13 protein-coding genes and 1 pseudogene are annotated in these 16,507 nt (G+C 67.0%); 6 read left to right on the forward strand and 8 right to left on the reverse strand.

Going from position 1 to position 16,507, the window contains the following annotated elements; translation table 11 throughout:
- Positions 1–75: 75 nt before the first annotated feature.
- The 3 genes from RAH39_RS04275 to ychF all read right to left on the reverse strand — a co-directional run bounded on the left by RAH39_RS04275 (position 76) and on the right by ychF (position 3,743).
- On the reverse strand, positions 76–1,242 hold the full coding sequence (locus RAH39_RS04275) for a response regulator (RefSeq protein WP_306591567.1): 1,167 nt from the start codon (positions 1,240–1,242) through the stop codon (positions 76–78).
- 112 nt (positions 1,243–1,354) lie between these two features.
- Positions 1,355–2,545 carry a PilZ domain-containing protein gene (locus RAH39_RS04280; RefSeq protein WP_306591568.1) on the reverse strand — a complete coding sequence of 397 codons (1,191 nt, stop codon included), beginning with the start codon at positions 2,543–2,545 and terminating at the stop codon, positions 1,355–1,357.
- A gap of 97 nt (positions 2,546–2,642) precedes the next feature.
- A complete protein-coding gene (ychF, locus tag RAH39_RS04285; RefSeq protein ID WP_306591569.1) occupies positions 2,643–3,743 on the reverse strand; it encodes a redox-regulated ATPase YchF in 1,101 nt (366 codons plus the stop codon).
- Between the two features lie 129 nt (positions 3,744–3,872).
- Between ychF and RAH39_RS04290 the strand changes: the two genes are divergently transcribed.
- Genes RAH39_RS04290 through RAH39_RS04305 form a run of 4 tightly spaced genes read left to right on the forward strand, consistent with a single transcriptional unit; the run spans position 3,873 to position 5,285 of the window.
- On the forward strand, positions 3,873–4,109 hold the full coding sequence (locus RAH39_RS04290; RefSeq protein ID WP_306591570.1) for an acyl-CoA carboxylase biotin carboxyl carrier protein subunit: 237 nt from the start codon (positions 3,873–3,875) through the stop codon (positions 4,107–4,109).
- A 38-nt stretch (positions 4,110–4,147) separates the two neighbouring features.
- A complete protein-coding gene (locus RAH39_RS04295; RefSeq protein ID WP_306591571.1) occupies positions 4,148–4,360 on the forward strand; it encodes an acyl-CoA carboxylase biotin carboxyl carrier protein subunit in 213 nt (70 codons plus the stop codon).
- A complete protein-coding gene (locus RAH39_RS04300; RefSeq protein ID WP_306591572.1) occupies positions 4,357–4,500 on the forward strand; it encodes a biotin/lipoyl-containing protein in 144 nt (47 codons plus the stop codon). Before RAH39_RS04295 ends, RAH39_RS04300 begins: the two co-directional genes overlap by 4 nt.
- Entirely contained in the window at positions 4,500–5,285 is a 786-nt protein-coding gene (locus tag RAH39_RS04305) for an enoyl-CoA hydratase-related protein (RefSeq protein WP_306591573.1), read from the forward strand. Before RAH39_RS04300 ends, RAH39_RS04305 begins: the two co-directional genes overlap by 1 nt.
- A gap of 58 nt (positions 5,286–5,343) precedes the next feature.
- Here RAH39_RS04305 and RAH39_RS04310 read toward each other — a convergent pair whose 3' ends face one another.
- From RAH39_RS04310 to RAH39_RS04330, 5 genes and pseudogenes are all read right to left on the reverse strand, one after another.
- A complete protein-coding gene (locus RAH39_RS04310) occupies positions 5,344–6,384 on the reverse strand; it encodes an SPFH domain-containing protein (protein ID WP_306591574.1) in 1,041 nt (346 codons plus the stop codon).
- 110 nt (positions 6,385–6,494) lie between these two features.
- Positions 6,495–6,848, reverse strand: a complete 354-nt coding sequence (locus RAH39_RS04315; protein ID WP_306591575.1) for a hypothetical protein — start codon at positions 6,846–6,848, stop codon at positions 6,495–6,497.
- 44 nt (positions 6,849–6,892) lie between these two features.
- Positions 6,893–8,070: pseudogene (locus RAH39_RS04320) on the reverse strand (GGDEF domain-containing protein).
- Positions 8,071–8,078: 8 nt separating this feature from the next.
- Positions 8,079–9,134, reverse strand: a complete 1,056-nt coding sequence (locus RAH39_RS04325; RefSeq protein ID WP_306591577.1) for a 3-oxoacyl-ACP synthase III family protein — start codon at positions 9,132–9,134, stop codon at positions 8,079–8,081.
- A gap of 65 nt (positions 9,135–9,199) precedes the next feature.
- Positions 9,200–9,961, reverse strand: coding sequence for a response regulator transcription factor (locus tag RAH39_RS04330; protein WP_306591578.1), 762 nt, complete (start codon positions 9,959–9,961; stop codon positions 9,200–9,202).
- A 270-nt stretch (positions 9,962–10,231) separates the two neighbouring features.
- On the opposite strand from RAH39_RS04330, the gene RAH39_RS04335 reads away from it, so the two are divergent.
- Together RAH39_RS04335 and RAH39_RS04340 are read left to right on the forward strand one after the other, a co-directional pair.
- A complete protein-coding gene (locus RAH39_RS04335) occupies positions 10,232–15,349 on the forward strand; it encodes a beta strand repeat-containing protein (RefSeq protein ID WP_306591579.1) in 5,118 nt (1,705 codons plus the stop codon).
- Between the two features lie 40 nt (positions 15,350–15,389).
- Positions 15,390–16,502 (forward strand): OmpA family protein, encoded by a 1,113-nt coding sequence (locus RAH39_RS04340; protein WP_306591580.1) that lies wholly within the window; start codon positions 15,390–15,392, stop codon positions 16,500–16,502.
- Positions 16,503–16,507 lie beyond the last annotated feature (5 nt).

A 16,507-nucleotide genomic window follows, 5' to 3' on the forward strand; every position in this document is an offset into this window, starting at 1 on the left:
GGACCCGACGCTGCTCTTGGGGCCTGGGTGGTGATCTTTGCCTTTTGAGGGCAGACCCCTCGGAGCACACCGACCTCACCGCCCGAAGGTGTCGCTCCAGCGCCGCGCCATTTCTCCCAGGCCGATGGAATCCAGGTAGAGCTCGTCCATCTTGGCGGTGCCGAACAGGGCGTGGTACGCGTGGCCCCCGGAAAAGCTGTCCGCCAGGTGGACGGCCACCGTGGGGGTGAAGATCCGGGAGCTCTCGAAATTGGGGAGGTGATGCCACACCACGGGGCGGATGACCTCGTCGGGCAGGCCCCACATGCTGAGGAGGTAGGCCCCCACTTCCCCGTGCGACACGCCGAAGACCTCGTACTCGGCGCTGGAGAGCAGCAGCCCTTCATCCTGGATCAGCGCGCTCACCCGCTGGTATTCCTCGGGGAAGCGAGAGCCCATCACCAGGATTCCCGCGTCGTGCAGCAGCCCTCCCGTGAAGGCGGCCTCCTGCACTTCCCGCGGGGCGCCCGCGAGGACGGACAGCTGGCGGGCGGTCTGGGCCACGTGGATCGTGTGGGCCCACATGTGGTTCACGTTGAAAGGAGTGGATTCGAAGCGGCCCAGCCCCTGGAAGAGGCCGGTCTGGAGGAGCAGCCCCTTGAGGGCCTCGGTCCCCAGGTGCATGACGGCGTCCGGGATTCCCACCACCTTCTTCCGCAGGCCGAAATAGGAGGAATTGACGACCTTGAGGATGGCCGAGGCCATTCCCGGGTCCTTCTCCACCAGCCGCCCCAGTTCCTCGGGACCCGCGTCCCCATCCTCCAGGCGGGCGCACACGTCCCGGTACAGCGGCGGGAGGGCGGGCAGGTGGTCGATGCCCGCGGCGAACTCGGCGACGGCCTGATTGGCAAGGGCGTCCCCCAGGGTGCTGGTTTGGATCAGGACGTGCTTCAGGAAGTCGGGGTTGCAGGGCTTGGCGATGAACTGATGGCTCACCCCGACGCATCGGAGGGCCGAGCTGTGGTCCAGGTTGCCGGAGAGGACCAGCCGCACCGTCCCGGGATGGTGCTCCATGACCCACTTCAGGAATTCGGGTCCCTCCATCTCCTCCATCCGGATATCCGTCATCACCACGTCGAAGGGCTCGCGCTCCATCCGCGCCATGGCCTCGCGGGGGGTGGAGACGAACTCCATCTCCCACTGGTGGCGCAGGCCGCGGAGTGCCCGCTGGAGTCCCTGGAGGGTCAGGGGCTCGTCATCCACGATCAGGAATCGCCTTTTCCGGATGGTCATATCCCTGCTTATCGGTAATAGCCGGGTTTGCCAACCCCCCAAATCGCTTTTGACATCCTTCATGCCTGAAAAAGCGGTCCGTTCAGAACCCCGCGAGCTCATCCAGCACGAGCAGCCAGGCGGTTTCGGCGGCGGCGGGCCACTCCACGGGGCGAAGGAAGGGCTCCGCCGTTTCCGGCAGGGGAGCCTCGCGATGAAGGAGCGCGATGCCCAGATCCCCGCGGTCCCCCAGCAGCGCACGCAGCTCCTCGAGGGGCGGTGCGCCTTCCGCCGCTTCCACGAGCAAAAGCCGGCCCGGAGCACCCTGGTTGGCCCGGAGCAGGTCCCGGGCCGCATCGAGGGAGGCCGCGACCTCCAGCCGGAGGTAGCCGGCCCCGGCCAGGACTGCCAGGAGGCCTTCTCGGTCTGTGCCCGGCCGCAGGGCGAGGATGACGGGCGCGCTCCGCCGTCGCAGGCGGAGGAGCGCGTCGGGCGTGAGGGCGCCCGCGGGATCCATGCGGGTGGCGGGCCCCTGGGCCACCTCCGCCTTCGCTCCCGGGCGCGGCGCCGGCGCGGAGGGCCCGGAGACGCTGGAGGCCTTCTGCATCTGCTCGCGGATGGTGATCACGTCCTGGAGCAGCCGCAGTTCCGAATCCTTCAGGTCCATGAACTGGACGCCCACCGTGATCTCTCCGTCCCGTTCCCAGGCGTTGGCCACTCGGCCTCGCCCCTCGAACAGGGGGTGCTTGGGAAGGTCCCGGATCTTCAACTGGGGCAGTTCCTTCCCGCGCTCGAAGAAGCCCGTGCCCGGCGTCACCCGCAGGTGGTCGTCCAGCCGCAGGATCCGGTCCACGCGGAAGGCCAGGCCGCCCAGGGAGAGATTCACGAGGGGCCCCGCCAGCCCGTAGCCCGGCCAGCCCGCGTCCTGGGCCGTGACGTAGGCCTTCTCCCGGGGGCGGAAGGGGTAGCGCTTGTGGGCGCGCCGGTCCGACTGGACCATCTGGGTGGGCAGCGTGAAGCGGTACAGCAGGTAGGATTCCCGGCCCATGAACGTGATGGGGGCCTCGAACCGCTGGTCCCCCAGGGCGAACAGCATCTCGAAGGGCGCCCCGGCCGCCATTTCATGGGGCAGGGGCCGGATGAGCCGAAGGTGGAGCAGCCCATTTTCCTGATCCAGGTGCTTGACGGACGCGGTGTAGGGGAGGGTATGGGTGCCCTCCACCTTGATGGGGAACTCCGCCTCGGCCTGCAGAAGATCGAGCAGAGCCTTGCGGATCTGTGCGGGGTCATCCACGGGGGATCCCCGCCGGGCCTCACCGCTCGATTTGGGCTGATTCATCGATTCCTACCCGCTTTCCAAGAGATCGGGTGCGGGAGAGGGCGGAATGAGTTCAGACGTTGAACAGGAAGTGCATCACGTCGCCGTCCTTCACGACATATTCCTTTCCCTCGGTCCGCATCTTTCCTGCGTCCTTGGCGCCCTGCTCCCCCCGGGCCTGGATGAAATCGTCGTAGGCGATGACCTGGGCCCGGATGAAGCCCTTCTCGAAGTCCGTGTGGATGACGCCCGCGGCCTGGGGGGCCGTGTCGCCCTTGCGGATGGTCCACGCGCGAACCTCCTTCACGCCGGCGGTGAAGTAGGTCTGGAGTCCCAGGAGGTCGTAGCTGGCGTGGATCAGGACGTTGAGGCCCGGCTCCGACAGCCCGGCTTCCTCCAGGAAGAGGGGACGGTCCTCTTCCGGAAGATCCTGGATCTCGGCTTCCAGCTTGGAGCAGATGGGGATGCAGGGGGCGTGGCGCGCGGCGGCCAGTTCCTGGAGCTTCCGGTAGTGGGCATTGCCTTCGGGGTTCCGGATGTCCTCTTCCCCGATGTTCCCCACGAACAGGGTGGGCTTGAGGGTGAGCAGGCCGTAGGACTTCACGAGGGCGCGGTCCTCCGCGGAGAGGCCCGCGGTGCTGGCCCAGTTCCCGTCGTTCAGCGCGGCGTAGAGGCGCTCCAGGACGACCACCAGCGCCTGGGATTCCTTGTTGCCGGTTTTGGCCACCTTGCGATGCCGCTCCAGGCCCTTCTCCACGCCATCGAGATCCTTGATCACCAGCTCGGTTTCGATGATCCCCAGGTCCCGCTCGGGGTTTACGCCGCCCTCCACGTGGGTGACGTTTCCGTCCTCGAAGCAGCGCACCACCTGCACGATGGCGTCCGTCTCCCGGATGTGGCCCAGGAAGGCGTTCCCCAGCCCCTCGCCCTTGCTGGCGCCCCGCACCAGGCCCGCGATGTCCACGAATTCCTGGGCCGCGGGCAGGATGCGCTGGGGCTTCACGATGTCGGCGAGGGCCGCCAGGCGCGGATCCGGCACGTCCACGACGCCGGTGTTGGGCTCGATGGTGCAGAAGGGATAGTTGGCCGACGCCGCGCCCGCGCGGGTGAGGGCATTGAAAAGGGTGGACTTTCCCACGTTGGGTAGACCCACGATGCCACAGGCGACAGCCATGCCTTCCTCCAAGCCCTCCAGTATCCCAGAGAGCAGATGTGACGAAAAGAACGGGTTCCAACCCTTGCGCCGGGCGCGGGGCCGCCATACTCTCCCGGCCAAGGTCGCGGCAAGGCGGAAGGGGGCAGCATGATCGTGCGGGCGGAATGGCCGGGGTATGTGGTGGACGTTCTCGTCCGGCCCGGCCAGGAAGTGGAGGAGGACGAGCCCCTGATGATCCTGGAGGGGACGGACGTCTCCCGGACCTCCTTCTACATCAACGCTCCCGAGGGCGGAAGGGTGCGGGAAGTCCTCATCGAAGAGGGGGATTTCGCCTACGAGGATGACGATCTGGTGGTGATCGGCGACTCCGACAAGGACGAATAGCGGGCTAGACTGGGCCATCGTCTGCGAAGAGGTGACCGATGGCCGTGGTGCGAGCCGAAATGGCGGGCAAAGTCCTGGAAGTCTGCGTCGCGCAAGGCGATGCCGTGTCCGAGGACCAGGATCTGGTGATCATCGAGTCCATGAAAATGCAGATTCCGGTGGGCAGTCCCCAGGATGGAACGGTCCAGAAGGTCTTCGTGGCCGCCGACCAGTTCCTGAATGAAGGGGATCCCATCGTCGAACTTTCGTGAGGCTTTTCGTGCGCGGAATGCTGGATGCCGAGAAGATGCGGATCCCCGTGGGCAGCCCCCAGGAGGGAACGGTCCAGAAGGTCTCCGTGAAGGCCGACCAGTTCCTGAACGAGGGGGATCCCATCGTCGAGCTTTCGTGATGGAAATCCGGGTCGAAGCCCTGGCGGGAGCCGACGCGGGGATCGTTCTTCTGGGCCTCGACCGTCCGGCGGCGAAGAACGCGCTGGGCCGCCAGCTCCTGGCCGAATTCCGGCAGGCCCTCGCGGGCTTTCGCGCGGATCCCGCTGTCCGGATCGTTCTCGCCCATAGCCTGGTTTCCGGCGTCTTCTGCGCGGGGGCGGATCTCAAGGAGCGAGCGGAGATGTCCCCGGAAGAGGCCGCGGCCTTCGTCCAAGGCCTGCGCGACGCCTTCACGGAGCTGGAAGACCTGCCCATGCCCGTGATCGCCGCCCTGGAAGGCGCCGCTTTCGGCGGGGGATTGGAACTGGCGCTGGCGGCGGATCTGCGGGTGGCGGGTTCGGCCGCGAAGTTGGGACTGGTGGAAACCTCGCTCGCCATCATCCCGGGAGCGGGCGGCACCCAGCGTCTCCCGCGGCTGATCGGCGCCGCGCGCGCCAAGGAGCTGATCTTCACCGCCCGGCGCCTGGATGCCGAGGCTGCGGGTCGGTTGGGCATCGTAGACCGCGTCGTGCCCGCGGGCGAGGCCCTGGCCGCGGCGCTGGAATTGGCGCGGGAGATCCTTCCCAATGGTCCTGTGGCCCTGCGGATGGCCAAGCGGGCCGTGGACCGCGGGATGGACCTGGACCGCGACGCCGCCCTGGCCTGGGAGCGGGAATGCTACGCCCAGGTGCTGCCGACGCGGGACCGGCTCGAGGGGCTGGCCGCGTTCCGGGAAAAGCGGAAGCCCCACTACCGCGGGGAATGAGTTCCTAAACGGCCGGGGCGGCTCGCGCCGCCCCGGAACCGAGTGGAATTGGGGGTCTTCAACCCATTCCGTGCTTCTTGAGAACCGCCGTCCGCTGGGTGTCGTACTCGGCCTGGCTGATGAGCTGCCCGTCGAACAGCTCCTTGAGGTCCGTCAGTTCCTCCTTGAGGGACTTTGCGGGTGCCGCCGCCGCGGTCGAGCTTCCGGCGGGGAAGGTCTGCTGCCCCATCTGCTGCTGGGCGCCGGCCATCTGCTGGCCCATCATGTTCCCCATTCCGAAGCCCACGCCCATGCCCATTCCCAGGCCGGCGACGCCGCCGGGGTTCTGGGCGGCGAGGGGGATGCTGTCGGCCACCTGCATCTGGGTGTAGGCGCCCATGACGGGAGCCATCATCCCCACGCCGGTGCGCTTGTCCATCATGGCTTCGACTTCTTCGGGGAGGCTGACGTTCTCCACGAAGAACTTGGACAGCTCCAGGCCCATGGTTTTGAACTCGTCCTGGAGCCGCTGGCGCACCAGGTCCGAGATCTCGTCGTACTTGGCCGCCAGGTCGAGGGCGGGAATCTTGGCCTCGCCCAGGGCATCGGTGAAGCGGCTCATGATGGTCTTGCGGAGCTGCTCGGAGATGTCGGGCACCGTGTAGACGCCGTTGGTGCCCACCAGCTGGCGGATGAAGGTGGCGCTGTCCACCACCTTGATGGAGTAGATCCCGAAGGCCCGGATGCGCAGCATCCCGAAATCGGCGTCCCGCATCATGATGGGATTGGACGTGCCCCACTTCAGGTCGTTGTAGAGCTTCGTCGAGATGAAGTAGACGTCGCTCTTGAAGGGGCTCTCAAAGCCGTACTTCCAGCCCTTGAGGGTGGCGAGGACGGGCAGGTTCTGGGTGGTGAGCCGGTGGGTGCCGGGCTTGAACACGTCCGCGAGCTGGCCTTCGTTGACGAAGACGGCCTCCTGGCCCTCCCGCACCACGAGCTGGCCGCCGTTCTGGATCTCCTGCCCCCGCATGGGGAAGCGCCACGCGAGCGTGTCGTTGGAGTCGTCCAGCCATTCGAGAATGTCGAGGAATTGGGCTTTGCCCCAGTCCATCAGACCCATGTGTGGTTCTCCCTGTGGCATCGGCCACATGTACGATTCTAGGGGGCCCTTCAAGGGGCGCAGGGGCCCGATGCGGAAAAACCGGCGAACGGCCCGCGGGGATCGGCGGTCTACCGGGTTCCCCGGAGCGACCGGATCGGACTTTCTTCCCGGCTTCCGCCCGGCTGGTCGATCCGCGTCTTGCTGTGGACCATCCGGGTATCCGAGTCGAGGACGCACCGCCAGCCGCGCGTTTCGCCCGGGACGCGGAGATCCACCTCCCAGCCGCCGGAGGCCCCATTCAGCGGAATTCGGCGGGCCGTGACCGCCCGGCCCCCGGTCTCACGCTCGGCGATGGCCTTGGCTTCCTTGGCGCTCCGGATGGTGCCGGTGTTCTTTTTGGGGGATTTGGCGGTGCCGGCGCACAGGATAAGGGAAGGGACCGACGCCAGGAGGACGCCGAGGGCCAGGGAACGGGATCGCATGAGGAGCTCCGGGGATTTGGGAGCATGGTACGGCGGATTTCGTCCTATTCGGCGAAGGAAAAGGTCTGCGTTCCCATCACCTGGTTCCGGCCTTCGGCCTTGGCGCGGTACAGGGCCTGGTCCGCCGCGGCGAGGAGGGTGGGATAGTCCGCGGGGCCGTGACCCTCGTAGACGGCCACTCCGAGGCTGACCGTGAGGGGAATGGCCGCCCCATTCCACGCCACCGGTTGCCGCGCGAGCAGCTCCCGCAGCCGTTCGCCGGCGACGAGCGCCGTGGACTCGTCGGCTCCCGGCAGAAGGATGCAGAACCCTCCCCCCCGTAGCGGCCGAACAGGTCCGAAGGGCGCAATTGACTGCCGGCGAGGGCGGCGAAGTGGCGGAGCGCGGCGTCTCCGCCGCCATGGCCGTGGGCGTCGTTGAAGTCCTTGAAGTGATCCAGGTCGGCCATCAGGATGCCGCAGGGAATGCCCTGTCGTCGGCAGGTCCGCAGCAGCTTCTCCGCTTCGGCGTCGAGGGTCCGCCGGGTGAGAAGCCCCGTGAGGCCGTCCGTCCGCGCCGTCCGGCGGAGCTCCTCCACCAGGCGGTGGCTGAGGAGGATCGCCAGCCCCAGGGACTCGAAGGGCCCGAGCATCAGGGCGACGAAATACTGGGCGATGTGCATGCCGTGGAGCAGACTTTCGTGCCCCGGCCTCGCGGCCATCAGCCCGGCGGCGAAGAAGCCCGCTCCCAGGCAGGCGTCCGCCAGGAACAGGATGGACACCAGCCGCGTGCTGGCGGCCAGTCCCTTGGGCGCGTGGCGGTGGAGGGTCCAGGCCGTGGCGAGGCTCCAGAGGCTGCAGGTCACGATGACGTTGAGGGTGCGGATTTCGATGGATGGCCAGCCCCACAGAAAGAGGGCCTGGATGCCGAGAAACACGGCGAGAATCCCCGCCACGGAGACTCGGCGGCGCCCCGGGCGGCCGCAGAACTCCCGGACGCCGAGCCACGTGAACGCGTTGCCGAGGCACACCAGCCCGTTGCCCGCCACGACGGGCACGGCGTCCAGCACCGCGCCGCGCAGGCCGAGGAGGACGGTGGCGCCGGCGAGGAGCCACAGCGCCTGGATCCACTTCCGGAGGCCCGGTTGATCCCCCAGGAAGGCGCCCATGGCCGTGAACGCCAGGACGAGGGCCACGCTCACCGTGAAAGCGGCTGCCGCCAGGGTTTCCAGATGGAAGGTCATGCCGGGACTCAGGCGCGGTAGAGCGCCGCGCCCCAGTGGAGGCCGGAGCCCAGGGCCGTGAATGCCACCAGCATTCCCGGCCGGATCTTTCCCTCTTCCCTGCACTCGTGGAACAGGATGGGCAGCGTCGCGGCGGTGGTGTTGCCGTAGCGCTCGATGTTGTGCGGGACCTTTTCGGGCGGAAGGCCCAGGGCTTTCTGGACGCCTTCGATGATCCGGAGGTTGGCTTGGTGGACCAGGACCAGGTCTAGCTCCTCCACGGCCACGCCCGCCTCCGCGCAGACCGCCCGCACCGCCTGGGGCATGAGGGTGACCGCGGACTTGAACACGTCCTTCCCGGCCATGAAGGGGAGGGTCTCCCCCGCCGCGATCTGCTCGGGCGTGACGAAGGGCCGCCGCTTGAAGCTGGCGCCCGTCATGGTGAGGACGCCCGCTCCCGTGCCGTCCGTGAAGAGGCGGGTCTTGAGAAGGCCGGTGCCTTCCTCCCGGGTTTCGATCACCACGGCCCCCGCTCCGTCCCCGAACAGGACCGTCCGGTCCCGGCTCAGCGTGTTCTCGGCGCGTTCGGCGTCGGTGATCTCGCGCGGGGAGCGGCCGATGAGCGTGTCCCATCCCAGGTGCCAGGGCATGAAGGGCGAATGCACCTCCGCGCCCACCAGCAGGATCCGGCGGTACCGACCGCTCTGGAGGAGCACGTCCGCCAGCTCCAGTCCGTAGAGGAATCCGCTGCACTGCTGGCGGAGGTCGAAGGTGGGGATGTTCGGGAGCCCGAGGGCTGCCTGGAGCAGAGGACCGTTGCCGGGAAGGAGGTAATCCGGCGTCATGGTGGCGAAGATGACCGCGTCGATGTCCTCGGGCCGGAGGCCGGCATCGGCCAGGGCTTGGCTGGCGGCGAGGACGCCCAGATCCGTCGAGCCCTGGCCGGGGTCGGCATAGCGCCGCTCCTCGATGCCGCTGCGGACGCGAATCCACTCATCCGAGGTATCCATCAGTCGGGACAGGGCCTCATTGGTGACGACGTGCGGAGGCAGGCCGATCCCCGTTCCTGTGATGACGCTTCCCATGCGGGCTCCTGGCGTGAGGCAAGAGCCCAGGATAACGGAAAGGGAAAGGCCGCCTGGCTGGGGCGCTATCGGGCGGTTTCGCAGGCTTCCGGAACTTCCCCGACGAAGGCATAGCCTTGGCCGTGCCGGGCCTGGATCGGAAGGGGGACGTCGGGGCTGGCCTTCCGGACTTTGGCGCGGAGGCGACTGAGCATGGTTTCCATCCGGCGCATGGCGTACATGTCCGGAACCTGCTCCAGCGCCCGGGACAGCCGCTCCCGCGGGATGACGGTTCCCGGTTCCTGGAAGAGAGGGGCCAGAAAGCGGAGTTCGTTGTCGGTGAGCGCCACGCTGGCTCCCGAAGGCGTCCGCAGGGCGGATCGCAGGACGTCGAGCTGCCAGTCGGCAGAGGCCGGGGCCGATCGATTCAATCGGAGCCGCCGCTGGAGGCCCCCCATGGCCGAGACCAGTTCGCGCAGGTCCACCGGCTTGGTAAAGTAGAGATCGGCGCCGCAGTCCAGGCCCTGGATCCGGTCGTCCATCTGGTCCCGGGCGGTGAGCATCACGATCCCGAGATGAGGGCGCTCCCGATGGAGGCGGGCCGCGATGGAATAGCCGTCTTCGCCGGGAAGGCCGATGTCCAGGATGAGGATGTCGGGGTCGTGCGAGGCCAGATAGGCCGTGAGCGCCGCGCCATCGGGCACGCCGTGGACCCGGATGCGATAGGTCCCCAGTCCCGCCACCAGGTGATGGCGGGTGAGGGCGTGGTCCTCGCAGACCACCACGGACAGCTCCTGGTCCGGAGTGGGGCGGGAGATATCGGGTTGAGGTTCGCGGGAGGTCATCATGGCCGGCTCTTCCATCGCTGGGCCTGGTCCGGGCCGTTCTGAAGTGTACCAATCTCTCTCTTATTCGGGCGGGAGGGCCTGCGGGGCATCACGGTATTTTACCGTTTTCTATCCTGACTCTTACCTCTTCAGTATAAACGCAGTAAACGCGAAGATTGGCGTTCTGCCTGTGAGAAAGTGTGAGGAAAAGGTGATCCCGAATTACCCAAACTAAAAAAGTCCTACGGCCTTTCCGATCGAGATGCATTGCGCTACGTCCAGGAGCACCCCATGCGTTTTCCCGCCAAACCCCTGCAGCTGACTCTCGCTTTGGCCCTTTCCGCTTCGGTGGTGGGATCCCTCGGCTGCACGAGCAGCTCGTGGTGCGCCGACTGCGACAAGGCGACCCCCATCATGGGGCTGAATTATCAGCCCACCAATACCTACGGAACGGGCACGGCCATCGCCGTGAATCCGCCCAATCCCTCCGGGGGAACGCCGGCGCTCTATGAAGTGGTGTCGGGAACCCTTCCCCCCGGTCTGACGCTGGACCCGGCCACGGGCCGGATCACCGGCACCCCGACCGCGCCCGGCGTCTACGCCATCACCATCCGGGCGACCAACGGTGCCAACGTCGCCACCCAGACCATCGAGATCGTCGTCGCGTCTTCGCTGCCGCTGGTCGTGGAATATCCCACGCCCCAGACCTTCCCCGCCGCAGCGGCGATCGATCCCCAGGCCCCGATCCTGGTGGAGGGGACGCCTGGCATCAGCACGTCCTACGCCGTGACGGGGGGGACCCTGCCCGCGGGTCTCATGCTGAACGCGGATGGCAGCATCACGGGAACGCCCACCGCTCCCGGCATCTATTCCTTCACTGTGACAGCCACCAACGGGGCCCGCACGGCTTCGGAGACGCTCGCCTATACCATTACCCCCGCCGGCAGCCTGGGTCTCGCCTATGGGACGCCCCGCACCTTCCTCGTGGGGACCGCGGTGCCCACCCAGCCCGCCACCCTGATCAATCAGACTCCCGGGATCACCAGCAGCTATGCCGTCACTTCGGGCAGCTTCCCGGCGGGACTCACGCTCAACCCCTCCACCGGCGACATCACCGGAACGCCCAGCGCCATCGGCTCCTATACCTTCGTGGTGACGGCGACCAACGGCAGCCGCTCCATCCAGTCGAGCGTCACCTACATCGTGACTCCGACCGTCGCCGTCACGCTGAGCTATCCCACTCCGCGGACCTTCATCGCCGCCACGGCCATCTCCGCCCAGGCGCCGACCCTCACCAACCTCACCCCGGGTGTCGTCACCACCTTCGTGGTATCGGGCGGCACCTTGCCCGCTGGACTGACGCTGAATGCCGACGGCACCATCAGCGGCACGCCGACCACGCCGGGCGTGTCCACCTTCAGCGTGACCGCCACCAACGGGGCCCGGACTGCGGTTTCCAGCCAGACCTACATCGTGACCTCCGCATCCGCGATGACCGTGAGCTATCCCTCGCCCCAGACCTTCGTCGCCGGGACGGCCATTTCCGGTCAGGCGCCCACCCTGGGCAATGTCACCCCCGGACTCACCACCACGTATGCATTGACCTCCGGCACGCTGCCTGCGGGCCTGACGCTCAATGCCGACGGCACCATCACCGGCACGCCCACCACTTCCGGCGTCTACAGCTTCACCGTGACCGCCACGAACGGCGCCCGGACGGCCGCCATCACTCCGAGTTACATCGTCACTCCCGCCGCGCCTCTGACGGTGGACTACGGCACCCCTGGCCCCTTCACGGCCGGCGGACCCATCAGCCTCCCAGCGCCCGCCGTGACCAACCCCACTCCCGGACTGACCACGACCTACGCCGTGACCTCGGGCACCCTGCCTCCGGGAGTTACGCTGAACGCCGACGGCACCCTCACCGGAACGCCCACCACCCCCGGCGTCTACAACTTCACCGTGACCGCCACCAATGGAGGCCGAACGGCGACTTCGACGCTGAGCTTCGTGGTGCCTCCTGCGGCGGCTCTGACGGTGGGCTACACCACGCCCCAGACCTTCACGGCCGGAACCCCCATCACCGCCCAGAGCCCCAGCGTCGCCAATGAGACGCCGGGAGTGACCACCACGTATGCAGTGACCTCCGGGGCTCTGCCGGCCGGGTTGACGCTCAACGCCGATGGCACCCTCACGGGAACCGCGACGGCAGCCGGCGTCTACGCCTTTACCATCATGGCGACCAACGGGACCCGCACCGCCACCGCCAGCCCCACCTATATCGTGACCCCTGCAGCGGCTCTTGCTGCAAGTTATTCCACGCCTCAGACCTTCACGGCGGGAACGCTCATCACGGGGCAGATTCCCAGCGTCGCCAATGAAACTCCCGGCCTGACCACCACCTATGCGCTGACTGGCGGGGCTCTGCCCGCAGGGCTGACGCTGAATGCCGACGGGAGCATCACGGGGACGCCCACGGTTCCCGGCGTCTACAGCTTCGCCGTGACCGCCACCAATGGCGCTCGGACAGCCCTCGCTTCCTCGAGCTACACCGTCACGCCCGCCGCGGCATTGACGGTCAGCTACACCACGCCCCAGACCTTCCCCGCCAACACCATGATCGCCGCCCAGTCGCCCACCATCGGCAACGCCACACCCGGCGTCAGCACCACCTATGCGGTGACCAGCGGTACCCTCCCGACCGGCCTGACCCTGAATGCCGACGGCACCATCACGGGGATCCCCACTGCGCCGGGTACCTACGCTTTCACTGTGACCGCGACCAACGGAACGCGCACGGCGACGGGCAATGCGAGCTACACCATCAATGTGGCGGCTCCCACCTCCGTGAATTACGCCACTCCCGTCACGTATACCTCCGGATTCGCCATTCCGCAGAATTCCCCTTCGCCTTCGGGCGGAACGCCCAGCAGCTATACGGTGGGGGGCGGCAGTCTTCCGCCGGGGTTGACCCTCGATCCCAATACGGGCGTCATCAGCGGGACTCCCACGGCGTCGGGTTCCTTCTCGGTCACCATCAATGCCACCAATACGGCCGGCGGCGTGAACCAGACCTTGTCCATCACCGTGCTCCAGGCGATGTCGGCTTCGTTCTCCGCGAACCCCTCCCTCGTGTCGGTGGGCCAGTCCTCCTCCCTCACGCCGCTTTTCTCCGGCGGAACCGGGACGGTGGATCAGAGCATCGGTGCAGTCACGTCCGGCGGTGGTATTCCCACCGGCGTCTATTCCGGCACCGGCACCTACACCTACACGCTGACGGTGGTGAATTCCGCGGGCGCCACGCTGACCCGCACGGCCGTCGTCACGGTGGTGAACGCTCCAGTGAATTCCGTCGACATCAACGTCCCCAGTGGGGGAACCACTACCACCGTCAACAACCCCAGTGATCCTCTCAATGGCCTCACCGTGACCGTGCCCAACCAGGGCTCGGCGGTATGCAATCCCACCACCCTCACCGTCACCCGCGAGGTCGGCCAGTCGCTTCCCGGGTCGCTCGCCACGGGCGTGATCGCCGTGTCCGATCCCTGGACCTTCAGCAGCACGGTCGGCTATCCCTTCCGGATTCCCATCACCGTCACGCTGCCCTACGACAACAGCTCCCTTTCGGGCAGCGACCTCCCCGTGCCCTTCTATTGGGACCCTGCCTACGCCAAGTGGGTGTCCACGGGCTTCAAGTCCATCGATACCACCAACCACCTCGTGACTTTCACGACCCTCCTGCCCGGTCAGTACGCGGTTCTCGCCATTCCCGGCCTCAGCGGTGCCCTCTCCACCCAGAGCCTCGGCTTCGCCAACGGGACGGACAGCTGGTTCCAGCCCAACCAGGGTGTCTTTGACATCCCCGGCAGCGCGGGCCTTGGCATGAGCTCCTTCGCCTCCTGGTATTTCAACTTCAAGAAGAGCTCCAACGGGAACGCCGGACTCTTCTCGCAGTTCCTCCAGGGCGTTGCGAATTCCGCGGCGGACGACGTCAACGCCCGCGCCCTCATCAGCCGCCTGGGCAATGGCACCCTGGAGAGTTGGAACCAGCTCTGGACGCAGGGCGCCTATTCCCTCACCAACGTCCAGACCGGCCTGGCGCTCATCACCGGCCTGCGGGTCACCGGTCAGCCCCAGATCTTCTTCATGAGCGAAGCCCGTCCCGCGACGGACAACGCCATGGCCACCCTCATCACCGGTTATGACCTTTCCACGAACAAGTTCGGGGTGCTCGATCCCAACTATCCCGGAATGCCCCTCACCATCACCTGGAACAGCGGCACGGGAGCCTTCACTTCCTACGATCGCGCCGCCGGTTACGTGCCCACCTTCACTCAGTACGCTTTCGATGGCCAGACCAGCATCCACCGCCTGTCCGACTATGAGCGGGTGTTCAACGGCACCAACGAAGGCTGGACGAACCCGCCCTACGCCACCATCGCCGTCGCGGACGTCTCCGCGGTGACGACGCCCACCAGCGGTACCTACAGTGTTCCGAGTGCCTCCAACGTGACGGTCAGCGGTTCGGTCACCAACGGGGACATTAACGCGAGCCACATCTACTGGAGCCAGAACGGCGGCGCCAAGACTCCGGTCGCACTTTCCTCCGGGGCCTTCAGCTTCACGATTCCCGCATTGGCGGATCCCTACGGCACCCGCATCTCCCTGGAGACCACGGCCAATCCCTGCGATCCCACCTTCGCGTCGACGGGCTATACGGAGTTCAATGCGAAGGAGACGGGACGGACGCCCTGGTTCCCCAACATCTGCTTTGAATCAGGATCCACCAATCCCTGGACTCTTCAGCAGGGTGGGAACTCTGGTATAGGCTATCCCGCTTCGGTGTCGTGGAATCCTTCCGGCGATCTCAACAACTATGCGATCAGTTGGACTGGTGGCAGCGTCGATAGCGCCATTGTGAACGTAGGCAATGACGCCAATGTGCCCTCCATCTCGCAGGTCTACGACGGCACCAGTGCGTTCCGTGTGAACAACGCGGCGACGGGGGCCCACATCAGCCGCCTCTATCAGACGATCACCGTGCCCATGGACGTGAGTTGGCCCAAGCTCAGCTTCTTCTGGGCCGCCGTCATGCAGAATGCGGGACACAGTGCCGACCAGCAGCCCTTCGTGGACATCCTGGTGGAGGACATGAGTGTCACCAGTGGGGGCATTCCTGAAGTGGTCTACTACAAGCACTTCTATGCCAATGATCCCAGCTATCCGGGATGGATTCCCGGGAACGGTGCCGGCGCCACGCAGTGGTATGGCATCAACTGGCAGCAAGTCACCCTGGCCAACCTCATCGCTCGGAAGGGACACAACCTCCGAATTCTCATCATGGCGGCTGACTGCAACCAGGGCGGCCACGGCGGCTATGCCTACCTCGACGGCGTGAGCTGCAACTGATCCTTCCGACGGACCACTCTTTCGATTCCCAGGAATTCCCATGAAGAACCTGATTGTCCTGTCCTGTCTCGCCGCTCTGCCGCTGTCGGCGGACCCGGCCCCGCCGCTGGAGCGCTTCGGCTGGGCACAGGTCCAGGGGGCCTTCCTCTCCCAGGAGAACTCGGCCTGCGTCAAGGACGCCACTGGCTTCGGCCTCGGCATCGGCCACTGGGTCTCTCCCCGCTGGGGATGGGAACTCAGCTACCTGAACGCCCGGCTGGAGCGGGAAGGCAACCTGTGGAAGGCCAAGGAGGATCACCTCGACGCCACGGCCCTCTTCCGGCCCTTCCTGGCGACGGGTCGCTGGATTCCCTTCCTGCGGGCGGGGGCCGGTGCTTCCCGCTTGGAAAGTCCTCTGTCCCTGACGGATCGTGCCACCACCCGGCTGAACCTGATGGCCGGCGTGGGGACCCAGGTCCTGTTCGGCTCCCAGGGACTCGGCAGCCTCGAAGTGCGCGCCGTGACGGTGGAGACTTCCACCCGCCGCCAGGAATTCCAGGCACTGGTGGGATTCGGCGTGCGGTGGGGCGCCCCCGTTGCCGTGGCGGCTGCGGTGGTGCCTGCGGCTCCGCCCACTCCTGAGCCCGCTCCGGCCCCCGCGCCGGAACCGGTCGTGGCTCCCGCGCCTCCGCCGGCTCCCGAGCCCGCTCCCGTGGTGCCTGCCCCTGCGCTGGTGGTCGCCCCCGAACCCGCGCCCCTGCCCGCGAAGATCATCCTCGGGGACGCGGTGCTCCACTTCCCCAACAACGGCGATGCCCTGGGAGTGGAAGCCGAGGGCGCCATCCAGGCGGTGGCGAAGCAGCTCAAAGCCTATCCCGGCGACTACACCCTGGTAGTGACGGGCCACACGTCCAGCCTGGGGAGCAAGGCCCACAACAAGACTCTCTCCCTCCGCCGCGCCAAGTCCGTGGCCAAGATTCTGGTGGCGTCGGGCATCCCCGCCGCGAAGATCACCACCGAGGGCGTGGGCCCCGACCAGCCGGTGGCGGACAACGCCACGCGCGAAGGTCAGAGCCGCAATCGCCGCGTGGAGATCGAGGTCAAGACGCCCCAGCCCGTGGAGAAGATCCGCCTGGAAACGGGCGTGGTCGATGCCCCCGCAGCCCGTCCCTGATTCCT

It is taken from the genome of Geothrix sp. 21YS21S-4 (genome assembly GCF_030845995.1).
Taxonomy (GTDB): Bacteria; Acidobacteriota; Holophagae; order Holophagales; family Holophagaceae; genus Geothrix.

Excerpts from the sequence above, each read along its gene's own strand:
- RAH39_RS04325 (WP_306591577.1), bottom strand. The coding sequence starts at position 9,134 with ATGGGAAGCGTCATCACAGGAACGGGGATCGGCCTGCCTCCGCACGTC.
- RAH39_RS04310 (WP_306591574.1), bottom strand. The coding sequence starts at position 6,384 with ATGGGTCTGATGGACTGGGGCAAAGCCCAATTCCTCGACATTCTCGAA.
- RAH39_RS04315 (WP_306591575.1), bottom strand. The coding sequence starts at position 6,848 with ATGCGATCCCGTTCCCTGGCCCTCGGCGTCCTCCTGGCGTCGGTCCCT.
- ychF (WP_306591569.1), bottom strand. The coding sequence starts at position 3,743 with ATGGCTGTCGCCTGTGGCATCGTGGGTCTACCCAACGTGGGAAAGTCC.
- RAH39_RS04340 (WP_306591580.1), top strand. The coding sequence starts at position 15,390 with ATGAAGAACCTGATTGTCCTGTCCTGTCTCGCCGCTCTGCCGCTGTCG.
- RAH39_RS04335 (WP_306591579.1), top strand. The coding sequence starts at position 10,232 with ATGCGTTTTCCCGCCAAACCCCTGCAGCTGACTCTCGCTTTGGCCCTT.
- RAH39_RS04290 (WP_306591570.1), top strand. The coding sequence starts at position 3,873 with ATGATCGTGCGGGCGGAATGGCCGGGGTATGTGGTGGACGTTCTCGTC.
- RAH39_RS04295 (WP_306591571.1), top strand. The coding sequence starts at position 4,148 with ATGGCCGTGGTGCGAGCCGAAATGGCGGGCAAAGTCCTGGAAGTCTGC.
- RAH39_RS04305 (WP_306591573.1), top strand. The coding sequence starts at position 4,500 with ATGGAAATCCGGGTCGAAGCCCTGGCGGGAGCCGACGCGGGGATCGTT.
- RAH39_RS04330 (WP_306591578.1), bottom strand. The coding sequence starts at position 9,961 with ATGATGACCTCCCGCGAACCTCAACCCGATATCTCCCGCCCCACTCCG.